The sequence below is a fragment of the Agaribacillus sp. DX54 genome (assembly GCF_056858335.1).
Genome location: NZ_JBXEQE010000027.1, coordinates 57,670 through 70,359, shown reverse-complemented (window position 1 = coordinate 70,359; position 12,690 = coordinate 57,670). Strand labels below are relative to the sequence as shown.

The window sequence follows — 12,690 nt, the reverse complement described above, 5'->3', positions numbered from 1 at the left end:
CAAGTAATTTTCAGCATTTTTACGAATTAAAGAACTGCTATTATGCTCTCATTATCCGGAATATTTGTGTTGGGAATTTTTGCGCAATGGCTGGCTTGGAAGATAAAACTACCGGCCATATTGCCGCTCATTCTTACCGGCTTGTTGTTGGGCCCCATTTCCACCCTGTTTACTCCCGATGGTGAAAAGCTGGTTAGCGGTGATGACATTTTTCATGGCGAGTTATTGTTTTCCTTTGTTTCCATTTCCGTAGGAGTTATACTTTTTGAAGGAGGCCTGACCTTAAATATCAAGGAAATCAGAAAGGTAGCCGGTTCGGTGAGAAATATATTGACAATCGGGGTGCTGATCACATGGATCGGAGGTACTTTAGCTGCTCATTACCTGTTTGGTTTGGGATTTAAAATCTCCTTTCTTTTCGGGGCTTTAATTATCGTATCCGGCCCTACAGTCATCACACCCATACTAAGAAACGTGAGGCCCACAGAAAAGATTAATGCCATATTAAAATGGGAGGCCATATTAATTGATCCGCTGGGGGCTTTGATTGCTGTACTGGCTTATGAGTTTGTCATCACCTCTAAAACCCAGAATGAATATACATTTTATGCTTTAAAGGAATTTATCCTGACCATTTCCACAGGTCTGTTCATAGGGGGGGCGGCGGCCATTTTCCTTTATTATCTGTTAAAAAAGAACCGTATTCCGGAATATCTGATGAATGTGGTGACGCTGGCCATTGTCATCACGGTATTTGCGGTTTCGGATTCGTTAATGAAGGAATCAGGATTACTGTCTGTGACTGTGATGGGTATTATCATGGCCAACCTGAAAATTGAGCAGTTGAAAAACATTTTATCTTTCAAAGAAGATGTCAGCATCATCCTGATTTCGGTGCTTTTCCTGATGTTGTCTACCAGAATTGAGTTACAGGAGATTAACCGGCTCGGCATCAATAGTGTCTGGTTATTTTTAGTAATAATAATGATTATCAGGCCTTTGAGTGTTTTTTTTAGCACCATTAAATCGAATTTGACCTTCAAGGAGAAACTATTCATCTCATGGATCGGCCCCAAGGGGATTGTGGCAGCGGCGGTGGCCTCGCTTTTTTCTATTGAATTATTGCGAGAGGGTGCCAAAATGAGTGAAAAAACCTACCAGGATGCCAACATGCTATTGCCCCTAGTATTTATGATGATTGTGGGAACGGTGGTGCTGCAGGGGGCTTCGGCAAAAATTGTGGCCAGGTGGCTTGGGGTAATCAGAAAGGAAAGGCAGGGTGTTTTGTTTATTGGAGCGACCGAAGTTGCCAGAAAAATTGCGGTATATTTAAAAAATCAGGGGCTCGATGTGATATTGTCGGATACTTCCCAGGAAAACCTGTTTGAAGCCAGAAAACTGGGATTGAAAGTGTTTGCAGGTAACATTCTTAAAGATGATATTTTTTATGTTATCGACCTTTCGTCAGTAGGCAGGGTATTGGCCATGACACCTAACAGCGAAATTAATACGCTGGCACTTAAAAAATTTGAACCTGAATTTGGCAAGGACAATGTCTTCAGGGTCATGTCAAAACGTGAATCCGAAATCACAGACCTTGAAAGACCCGTAAACCTGCTGTTTGGAGCAACTGCAGATCCATTGGTACTGGATGAAGTTTTCAAGGAAGAACCTGACTTTTTAAGTAAAGTAAACACCGCAAATTCGGATTTTCAGGATTGGCTTGAGGTAAACTGGAACAAAATCATTCCATTGTTTGTAAAAACCCAGGCTGGTAAGTTAAATTTTGTCAGCAGGGATATACCGCTGCTGGCTCGCGATGAAACACTCATCTATCTGGATCCCGGAAATAAGAGGGTTGATTACTAAAACTTCAATATCCTGCCCTTTGATCACCTGAATTATTATCAATTTTTTCAACAGTTTTAAAAATAAATTCATAAATAGCCGCTGTCTTCTTCGATGGTTTTCCCGCAATCATGGCTTCTGTTGTCGAATTCAAATGAAGCATACAATCGCCAATCAGAAGGTTTTGGATAATGAATGGTAAAAAAATAATATTTTATGAAAACCGGAGGCTGAAAATGATTTCATCGGAAAGTTTCACATTGGAAATATAATTATTTCTTTACCAGGGAGATTCTGAAAGAATTGGTTTTCAGGTTTTTTGACCCGTAAATTAGATTTGATACCGTCGCCATTTTTTGCTATTTTTGTTAGCAATGCAATGCTACCTCGGTAAAACTACCGATCATTTTTTTAACAATAAATCCGAATGCCGTGGGTCAGACAAAAATCGTTAAAGATATCAAACTTTCTACCGAAGAAATCCTGGCGGACTATCGCATAGCCTGTGAGAGCCGGCATGCCAGCATACTGGGTAGAAAAGAAGTTTTCATGGGAAAAGCCAAGTTTGGCATCTTTGGGGATGGAAAGGAAGTCGCACAAATTGCCATGGCTAAAGCGTTTCGGGATGGGGATATCAGATCGGGATACTACCGTGATCAAACCTTTATGATGGCCATCGGCGCTTTGTCGGTTCAGGAATATTTTGCGCAATTATATGCACATACTGATGTGTGGTATGAGCCCTCATCGGCAGGCAGGTTGATGAATGGTCACTTCAGCACACGGTTGATCGATGAAGATGGCAATTGGTATGACCAGACAAGCCGGAAAAACTCAAGTGCAGACGTATCGTGTACAGCCGCCCAGATGCCTCGCCTGGTAGGTCTGGCCTATGCTTCCAAACTTTACCGGGAAAATCCTGATCTGGCAAAATTTGAGCAGTTTTCTGTGAATGGAGCTGAAGTAGCTTTCGGAACCATAGGTAATGCGGCTACGTCTGAGGGCATGTTTTTTGAAGCCATCAATGCGGCAGGCGTATTGCAAATTCCCATGCTGGTGGCGGTTTGGGATGATGAATACGGAATTTCCGTACCCAAGGAATACCATACCACCAAAGGGGAAATATCCGATGTGCTGGAAGGGTTCCAAAGAACAAAAAAGGAAAATGGAATCGAGATTTTCAGAGTTAATGGCTGGGATTACACCGGCTTATGTGATACCTTTCAAAAGGCTGCTGCCATTAGCAGGGAAGAGCATGTGCCAACCCTGATTCACGTCAGGGAAATGACCCAACCTCAGGGACATTCCACTTCTGGTTCGCATGAGCGCTATAAAACTGAGGAAAGACTGGCGTGGGAACAGGAATTTGACTGTATGAAGAAGATGCGTGAGTGGATCATTGAGCAGGAAATAGCGACTCCGGAAGTATTGGATGAAATTGAACTCAAGGCCAAGGAAGCGGCAAAAAAAGCAAAAAATGAGGCCTGGAAAGCCTTTCGCGCCGCTGTTACACAGGTAATCGAATCTGCATTGGAGCATTTGAGGGCATTGTGTGCCCAATCATCTTTTGAGCGTGAGCTGAATGGTGTAGTGAAGGAACTGGAGAATACGTTGAATCCCATCAAACTGGACGCGGTGAAAGCTGTGAAAAAAGCACTCCGAATTGTCAGATCAGAGCATAATACGGCTAAAAGTGGTTTGCTTGAATGGTTGCAGGAAACCGTGCAAAACAGCCATGACGAATATAGCGCCCACCTTTACAGTGAGTCTCGGTCCTCTGCGTTGAGGGTTGACGAGATTAAGCCGGTATTTCATGAACAGTCCAGGATTGTGGATGGCAGAGAGGTGTTGCAGGCGTTTTTTGACCTGGCTTTAGTAAGGGATCCCAGGGTTTTTGCCATAGGCGAGGATGTTGGCAGGATTGGTGATGTCAACCAGGGATTTGCCGGCCTTCAGGCAAAACACGGAGAGCTGAGGGTTACCGATACAGGTATCAGAGAATGCACCATTGTAGGCCAGGGAATAGGTGCGGCATTGCGTGGACTGCGACCTATCGCAGAGATTCAATACCTCGATTACCTCCTGTATGCTATCCAGATTCTTTCAGACGACCTGGCTACCTTACAATACAGGACAAAGGGCGGCCAAAAAGCACCCCTCATCATCAGAACAAGAGGGCATCGTTTGGAAGGCGTTTGGCATTCCGGATCACCTATCAGCATGATATTAGGCAGTTTGAGAGGTATTTATCTGCTGGTACCCAGAAATATGACCAAGGCAGCAGGGTTTTATAATACCATGTTGAAGTCAGATGATGCTGCCCTGATCATTGAGTGTCTGAATGGATACCGGCTAAAAGAACGGATACCTGAAAATCTGGAAGAGTTTACAGTGCCGTTGGGTGTCCCGGAAGTAATCAGGGAAGGAAGTGACGTAACCCTGGTCACCTATGGCTCCATGTGCAGGATTGTTATGGAAGCAGCTACCGAATTGGATAACCATGGTATTTCCTGTGAGGTAATTGACGTGCAAACTTTACTTCCCTTTGATATTCATCACAAAATTGTTGAATCAGTCAAAAAAACCAACCGCGTTGTATTTTTGGATGAAGATGTGCCTGGTGGGGCGTCAGCTTACATGATGCAGGAGGTATTGGAGAAACAAAATGCCTATTATTATCTTGATTCGCGTCCGTTGACTATCAGTGCGAAAGCACACAGGCCGGCTTATGCCTCTGACGGAGATTATTTTTCCAAACCTAATGTAGAAGAAATTTTCGACAAGGTATATGCGATGATGTCTGAGTTTGATCCGGAAGGTTTTCCTCCTATATATCCGGAATAGCGCAGAAATTATTAAGCCAATAAAGCTTGCGGGAAGCCGCTAAAAGCCTTCCTCATATATCCATACATCCATCCCGCCCCGGATAGGATAGAAAACCCCGCCATCACCAGGCTTTTATTGTAATGTGAAATCGTTAGAAGATACAACGTTGCTCTTATTCAAAGCCCTGTCCTGGATTTGAATATCTACTTTCAAAATATTATCCCTGAAAATGGGACTTATGCGGAATGAATTTGTCATTTTATAAGTTAAAGTGCCCCTCAAAGGCCTTTCATTGTCAGAAGTGTTGAGACGAAAGAAACGCCCGTTGAGGTTAAAGCCTGGCTGGCCACCGAAGACATCATTAAAGTCGATCAGTATATAGTCGGTATCATCATCGATGTCACCATCGCCGTTGGTGTCGGCCCTGTAAAAGAAATCTATAAAAATGTTAAAAAAGTTTTCATTGAATTCAACCCTGACAGTATCTTCAACATCATCACCGTCAAAATCAATATCCCTTATCCAATGTTCAAAATCCAATGGTGGCTGGTTTGGTGCGCCAAACCTGACAACCCTGTTGTCAAAGGTTGGAATTAGCTCACCGGTAGTGGTTACAAAAAAGAACTCCTGATACCTGACATCTCCCTCATCCTCCCGGCCCAAACCAAGATCCCCGTCCCCGTCCTCAAAGTCTACCTTTAAAATCAGCGAATCCCTGTTATTCAACCCTTCCTTGAATTCAATGCTGTTGAAACTGATTGTGGGGCCCAAAGGTAACTCAGGAGGTTCGTCACACGATACCACTGAAACTAAAAACAACAGAAATATAAGGGAGTATTTAAAATGAGCATTCACCATAATCGCATAAAATCTGCACAACCAACGCTATTTTACTATCTATTATTACTTAAATATAGCCAAAAGATCAAGAAACCGAAGAAGGCTATTTAAAGAATTACTTCATAAATTTGGATCTTACTATGATAACGAATGAATTTTTTAAAAAGTTTTAAGGAACGTATTTTTTCAACCAGTGAACAGGAATTTGAAAGTTTGGCCCTGGAATTATTTAAATACCAGAGCCGAAACAACCTCATATATCGTGAATATCTGCAACGGTTAGGTAGGGTTCCGGAGACGATCAGCGATTTTGAGGAGATTCCTTTTCTGCCCATTGAGTTTTTCAAATATCACCGGATCACCACAGGGGAATGGCAGGAACAGGCCATTTTTCAAAGCAGTGGTACCACAGGCCAGGTGAGCAGTAAAAATTATGTGGAGGACCTTCAATTCTATGAAAAAGTAGCTACCCGGATTTTTGAAACCTTATATGGCCCACTCGAGGGTTACCATATACTCGCTTTGCTCCCGTCTTACCTGGAAAGGGGAAATTCATCCCTTGTTTACATGGTAAATGGTTTTATAAAAGCCACCGCCTCAAGATATTCGGGTTTTTACCTTGCCAATTTCAACGAGCTGGCAGATCAGTTAAATCATCTGATACAAGGCACTAAAAAGGTATTGCTGATTGGCGTGACTTATGCGTTACTGGATCTGGTGGAAAACTTTGAGATAGATACGACTCATGCCAACCTGATTGTCATGGAGACCGGCGGAATGAAGGGCAGGAGAAGGGAAATGATTCGTGAGGAGTTACATCAAACCTTATCCGGCGGTTTCAGGCTTGACACGATCCATTCCGAATATGGCATGACTGAATTAACCTCCCAGGCTTACGCCCTTGAAAAAGGAAAGTTTCAGTTACCACCCTGGCTCCGGGTAAAAATCAGGGATATCAATGACCCTTTCAGCACATTGCCACACGGTCGTACCGGGGGTATTAACCTTATAGATCTCGCCAATGTTGCTACCTGCGCTTTTATTGAAACCCGGGATCTGGGCAAACGAAATGCGGACGGCACGTTTGAGGTGTTGGGGAGGTTTGATAATTCGGAGGTGAGGGGGTGTAATCTTTTGGTGGGGTAGGGAGGTGGCGGAATCCGCAACAACATCCCCCCAACTATCTTTGAATTAACAACCGTTCCGTGGTTTTTCCCGATCTCCCCTGCGCCCTTAACAAATAAAGCCCGTTGGGAAGAGCAGACACATCGATGGTCAAAATTTCATTGCCTGCTACTGTACCTAAATGGGTAATTTTTTGTCCCAGAACATTAATGATTGATAATTCAGCCGGTTGATTGCTTTCAATTTTTACAATACTGTTGGCGATGGCTGGGTTAGGGTAAATGATTAAGGTAACACCGGCATCTTCTCCACCGGGAATCTTTTTGGTACTTTTATTGGTAAACATCTGCACACCTCCCTGCACACCACCAACCACCATATCTGCGAGCCGGTCATTATTCAAATCGGCAAAAGTCGTCCATGATGCCCGGCCCAGGCGGGCATTAACGACTGATTCATCCAGGCTGTTGATTATTACATTTTCAAGAGGCGGGGTAGGATTATCAATGTTTCTCCGAAAATCTTCATAAATGCGAATATTGCCGGTGCCGTCTGTTATGACAAGTTCGGGCAGATTGTCACCATTTAAATCGAAAGTGTTGATAGAGGGGTTCCTTTTAAAGATATCATTGTCAATGTTAAAAAAAGTCTCATTTTCCAGTGTGAAATCATTCGTGGTGCTGTTACGATAGTATTCTATCGCTCCGGTCGGTTTACCCAGCAGAATATCCAAAAATCCGTCACCATCTACATCCACAAAATACAAGTTATCATTGATCCCTGACGAAAAAGGAAGCTGCTCTGCCAGGTTCGGATCAAAGGCAAATGCGTTTTGGGAGTTAGCGCCATTTGGCATGAAAAATATATTTTTAGTAGTGTTATTACCTGCCGGGCTGCCTGTAAAAATAAGGTCGGGAATATTATCCTGATTGTAATCTGCGATAAATGGCTGCAGATTTTTTAATTTCAAAGAGGAAAAATTCAGATAATCTTCATCCACCAGCTCAAATGAGGGAGTGGACGCGTCTCCGACATTTTCGAACAGGAACATCGAGGCATAAAATCCGTCACTACGCAAGAATCCCTTACTGCCGATAAGGAGGTCACTATCTCCATCACTATCAATGTCAATAAACAAGGGAAAAGCATTTTCGCCTAAGTCAATGGATTGGTTTTGCATGAAATCATTGCTGCTAAATTCAAATTGAGGCCGGTCATCATTTCCGTTGTTGATGTACAACCAACTGGAATTTCTAAAATTGATCAGATCTCCCGGATTCAAGGCGGTATTGGGGGCGGCAATCAGGTCTTTAACACCATCGAAGTTAACATCTTCGTAATACCCGGCCGGAAAAAAGGGAAAACTGATACGTGCCTGGTCTGTTGGGTAGTTTTCATCGACATCCAGAATGATAGCTTCCTGCGGTGTGCCCTGATTTTCAAAAAATACTAAATCAGTACATTCCTCATCACCAAATAAAATGTCTTTATCACCATCACCGTCATTGTCAAATGCCAGCAGAGCTTTTCCCCCTGCATGGTTAGTGCGTGCCTGTCTCTGAGACCGGCCGCCGGTTTTTTCGGCGCAAGTCTGGCCAAAAGCGTAGTTCCCACAATTACACTCCTCGAATTTGCCCCAATTACGATCGACACGCTGAAAATCCAGGCTGTCGCAAATTCCATATTTTTCCATGCTACGGTTGAGATGGTAATCAATGAAACCACCGGCAAAAAAATTAAAAACCAATATATCCAGGTCCCCATCTCCATCCAGGTCATTAATTGCCGGTATGTCTGATTGATTCATCTGCAGGTTAATCTGAGAAGAGGTGCCCTGTGTAAATAAAGGATCTGCGACTACACGCCAGGCGGGTTGATCTTCAGAAACATTCCGGTATATTTTAATCCCAAGCCGGGTATTGGTGAAAATATCTTTTTTCCCATCACAGTCGTAGTCAGCCAACACCATCCAGCTATTGACATCTGCCGGAAAAAAATGCTCGTAATTACTGTTGTATTCATACCTGTTGTTTTCGACATTCAGGTAGGGCAGCACCTTGCCTGATGTACGGTCAAAAATCACCAGATCATCCAGGTTATCACCGTTGAGATCCATGGTATTGTATTGCCCCGAATTGAGCCCCCCGGCCCAGGCAAAATCCAGCGCATTTTCATCGATCATGACTGGAATACTAAAATCCGGTTCAAACGAAAACTGCGGATATCCTTTTAGGACAAAAAAGGACAGCAACGTTAAAGCAATTGAAAACCTACCCCTGTTTTTTATTACCATATCTTTGTTATCTAACGAATAATTACGTCTGGCTGTTTTAACAATAATTGGTGAAAGATTAGTTTCTCCATTCCCTGAAATTTACGCAGACAGCACAAGCCGTATTAGTCGACATCTCTTATTATAAATTACAGCAAATGCCTGGCAATACCCTAAACTATTTGTAAACAATCAGATAAAAGCCCAGCCACACGAAAAAGAATAATACATAAGTGCTGAAAACGATGCTATAGGCGTAACTTATTTTCTTTTTTGCCGCAAGGTGAATAAGATAAACCAGGATAAACCAATAGATCACCTCAAAAAGGTTGATGGACTTAAGGGGATAGTGCCATCGTGTTTCAATGAACCGATAGTCAAACAGGTTCATGAGAGACAACGGATAGAAAGCCTTGATATCCCAGTACGTCGGATCGGTTTCTATGAACATGAACCATCCTGTTTTTATAAAATCAGGGAGTAGAAAAATTGTTTCACTGATCAAAACAATTTGCCATAGCTTACCATAAGTGATTTTATAACCAAACATAAAACAACCTACCCATAGCACGAAGCCGATCACGGTGAATTTCCAAAGATAAAAGAGCGGAATTGAAAGATATTGCAGTGCGCTGATCATGTGAAAAATGCCCATTTCACCTCTTCCTTCCATAATTTCGAAGGCTGCTATCCGGCTTTCTATGAAACTCTTTTTTATAAACAGCAGTAAGAAAGTGGCCAGGCAAAGCAAAAGGAAGTAGGTCCATTTGTTGATATTGATCAAATCGTCTGCCATCAAAAACCACTTGCTTTGGCTGTTATTCATGAATTTGTCTGAAGTTATTACCCCCTCCCCTTTCGCAATTCTTTTAACGCACTATGGGCTCTTTTGTAGGAAGGATGGCTGCTTTTGGCTTGTTTTTTGACCAGTTTAAAATATTTTCTGGCTTCCCGTCTGTCACCGTCTTCTTTGGCAATTTCCCCTAAGCTCAGCAGGGAGTAAAGATAGTAACCGGTATTTGTGGCCTCAATTTTTTCTGAGAACTCCACGGCCCTTCTGTAATAGTGTTGGGCTTTGTCTTTTTGGCCGAATGAGTCATAAATTTGGCCCAGGAAAAAACCGGCATATCTGCCACTGATAGCCTCATAACCCCTTTCACCGTCATCAATTTTTTTCAGGAGGTCCAGTGTTACACTTCTGGCTTTGATGTATTGCCCGGTAGTATATAAAAGCCTTGCGTAGTAGCGGTGGAAATAGGCATTGTCAGGAAATGTCTGGTGCAAATATTCTGCTATTTGTAATCCGCCGGCAACATCTTTTTCTTCCGTCGCTAAAAGTCTCATTAAAAAATACTGTGCCTCAGTCCGGGTATAAAAAGCGTTTAAAGAAACCTCTCTTAGTTGCTTAAGCCCAAGTTCCTTGTCACCTTTTTTGAAAAAGATTAATATGGGTTTAAGCAGGGGGTAGTTTTCCGGAATCCACACCGAATAATAATTGTACAACGCATCCCCAAACAATAGCTCAGGGCTAAAATCAGCTTTCTTTTTGCTGATTTCCAAGTATTTCAGGGCGTTTTTACCATTCACTGCGGCTTTTCTCCAGTTCTTTCTTTCCGAGTGTATGCGTCCTTTAAATCCATAAGCAGCGGCCAGAAAGAATGCTGCTTCGACATTGTCTTCATTTTGATAGTAGAGTTTTTCAGCCCTGTTTATAGCCGAATCCATATAGGCCAATAACTTTTGGTCATAAATGGTCACATTTTCATTAGGGACAATTTTCCACCATTCATTTAAGCCCAGCAGGAAATAGGGCAATGGATGCCAGCCGTAGCGGTATTTAAGGGCATTGAAGGCAACACTTGCTCTTTCATGTTTGAAATTGTACATGTTGTTAACAGCTTCGGTGACTTCTATTTGAAGCCGCATATTATTGAGAAGGAATTCACTTTCTACCGGTTCGGACTCTGACTGGGATTGGGCATAAGCCAACAGTGGTACTAAAAAATATGATAGTACCGACAGCAAAAAAACTGCTGCAACCTCTCCTATTTTTTGTGACGACTTATGCAAATTCTGTTTATAAAACGCTCAATTTAAACGAATATTTTTCATTAAAACAAATGAATAATAAAAGTTCCAACATAAAATTCCGGGACCTATGATTTAAGTGAATAAGCAGACACGATTCTTCTTTAAGCAAACGGTTCCTGCCAGCACAGGTTCCGGATTTCCAAAGCAGTATCCTTGGGTATAACTGATGTAAAATCACCCTGAAACGTTGCGTTTTATGGAGAATCAGCTTGATGCCCAAAATTATTTACGTCATAATTTTGTTATCGGGAATAGTATTGTAGTTTGGTATAAAAAAATTGAAAACAACCATAAATCGAATCATGAAAATAAACTTAACAGGAAAGCGGGCCATTGTATGTGGCAGTACCCAGGGGATCGGAAAGGCCGCGGCCGTTCAACTTTCAAAAGCGGGTGCGGCCGTTACATTGGTCGCCCGGAATGAGGAGGCATTGCAACGTGTGTGTAAGGAACTCGATGATTCACGGGAACAACAACATGCGTATTTACGCGCTGATTTTTCCGATTTGGCCCAGGTAAAAGATGTGGTTACCAGTTATCTGGAAAACCAGCCGGAAGTTCATATTCTGGTTAATAATACCGGTGGCCCACAGGCAGGAAAAGCTATTGATGCGACAGATGACGCTTATCTCTCCGCCTTTACCTCCCACCTGCTATGTAATCAGTTTTTGACGCAGTCTTTTGTTCCGTTGATGAAAAAAGAAAGCTATGGAAGAATTATTAATATTATTTCCACCTCTGTAAAAGCCCCTATTCCGGGGTTGGGCGTCTCCAACACAATCAGGGGTGCAGTCGCCAATTGGGCCAAGACCCTTGCCGGGGAGCTGGGAGGCTATGGAATTACTGTTAATAATGTGTTACCGGGGTTTACAAAAACCGCCCGCCTGTTTTCCCTGATAAAAACCAATGCAGTCAAAGCCAATATCACGGAAGAAGAACAAACACAACGGATGATCAATTCCATTCCGGCCGGCCGGCTTGCTGAGGCAGATGAAGTAGCGGCCGCGGTGGTTTTTCTGGCATCACCATTGGCCTCCTACATCAATGGTATCAATCTGCCTGTAGACGGAGGCCGAACTAATAGCTTGTAATGTAGTATTCAAACGGATGATCATGAAAATCAGAACTACTGAGGCAATTATATTCGGATTTGTGTCAATGCTTTTTGCTTCCTGCGGATCTGTCAAGGTTGTGAGTTATCAGACTCCTGATACTGATTTTTCGGCATACAGCTCCTACAGCATTCTTTCCAATGAATATTTTTCTGCAAACAATATACAGGAAAGAGATAAACTGGAAAGCGCCATTATTAATGAAATGGATAACCGTGGTTTTATGTTCGCTGAAAAGCCAGACCTGATAATTGGTTATCAAATTGTATTAGGTGCTGAAACAAGGGTAAGAAATGATCAGCAATTTTTCCCTTTTTTAGGAAGTTTCTATCGCTTTAATACAATTGATGTTGACCGGTACAATGAAGGAATTTTAATGGTTGAGGTGCGTCAGAAGAAAAAAGTGCTTTGGCAGGGAAGCCTGGATTTGAGATACAACAGCAGAAGCAAAACAAAAAAGGACATCCATGAATTAATCGCTCTGATCTTCCGGGAGTTTCCCTCACCTGTGGACAGTACTGAAAACCTCGACAACTAACGGGCATAAGTGTTCCTTGCCTGTTGCACAATATTATA

Annotated in this window: 9 protein-coding genes; 5 read left to right on the top strand and 4 right to left on the bottom strand. The window is 42.6% G+C overall.

What is annotated here, in order from left to right; genetic code table 11:
* Positions 1 to 42 precede the first annotated feature (42 nt).
* Together AC04NP_RS22980 and AC04NP_RS22975 are read left to right on the top strand one after the other, a co-directional pair.
* Positions 43 to 1,869 (top strand): cation:proton antiporter, encoded by a 1,827-nt coding sequence (locus AC04NP_RS22980; RefSeq protein WP_482862306.1) that lies wholly within the window; start codon positions 43 to 45, stop codon positions 1,867 to 1,869.
* A 411-nt stretch (positions 1,870 to 2,280) separates the two neighbouring features.
* Entirely contained in the window at positions 2,281 to 4,692 is a 2,412-nt protein-coding gene (locus tag AC04NP_RS22975) for an alpha-ketoacid dehydrogenase subunit alpha/beta (RefSeq protein WP_482862305.1), read from the top strand.
* 114 nt (positions 4,693 to 4,806) lie between these two features.
* Here AC04NP_RS22975 and AC04NP_RS22970 read toward each other — a convergent pair whose 3' ends face one another.
* Positions 4,807 to 5,553 (bottom strand): hypothetical protein, encoded by a 747-nt coding sequence (locus AC04NP_RS22970; protein WP_482862304.1) that lies wholly within the window; start codon positions 5,551 to 5,553, stop codon positions 4,807 to 4,809.
* Positions 5,554 to 5,664: 111 nt separating this feature from the next.
* On the opposite strand from AC04NP_RS22970, the gene AC04NP_RS22965 reads away from it, so the two are divergent.
* Complete coding sequence (locus AC04NP_RS22965; RefSeq protein WP_482862303.1) at positions 5,665 to 6,660, top strand: LuxE/PaaK family acyltransferase; 996 nt, start codon at positions 5,665 to 5,667, stop codon at positions 6,658 to 6,660.
* 34 nt (positions 6,661 to 6,694) lie between these two features.
* On the opposite strand, the gene AC04NP_RS22960 is transcribed toward AC04NP_RS22965, so the two are convergent.
* The 3 genes from AC04NP_RS22960 to AC04NP_RS22950 form a co-directional block, all read right to left on the bottom strand.
* Positions 6,695 to 8,932 (bottom strand): T9SS type A sorting domain-containing protein, encoded by a 2,238-nt coding sequence (locus AC04NP_RS22960; RefSeq protein ID WP_482862302.1) that lies wholly within the window; start codon positions 8,930 to 8,932, stop codon positions 6,695 to 6,697.
* Positions 8,933 to 9,089: 157 nt separating this feature from the next.
* Complete coding sequence (locus AC04NP_RS22955; protein WP_482862301.1) at positions 9,090 to 9,737, bottom strand: hypothetical protein; 648 nt, start codon at positions 9,735 to 9,737, stop codon at positions 9,090 to 9,092.
* Between the two features lie 17 nt (positions 9,738 to 9,754).
* Complete coding sequence (locus AC04NP_RS22950; RefSeq protein WP_482862300.1) at positions 9,755 to 10,981, bottom strand: tetratricopeptide repeat protein; 1,227 nt, start codon at positions 10,979 to 10,981, stop codon at positions 9,755 to 9,757.
* A gap of 323 nt (positions 10,982 to 11,304) precedes the next feature.
* Between AC04NP_RS22950 and AC04NP_RS22945 the strand changes: the two genes are divergently transcribed.
* Entirely contained in the window at positions 11,305 to 12,093 is a 789-nt protein-coding gene (locus AC04NP_RS22945) for an SDR family oxidoreductase (protein WP_482862299.1), read from the top strand.
* A gap of 22 nt (positions 12,094 to 12,115) precedes the next feature.
* Entirely contained in the window at positions 12,116 to 12,652 is a 537-nt protein-coding gene (locus AC04NP_RS22940) for a DUF4136 domain-containing protein (RefSeq protein WP_482862298.1), read from the top strand.
* Positions 12,653 to 12,690 lie beyond the last annotated feature (38 nt).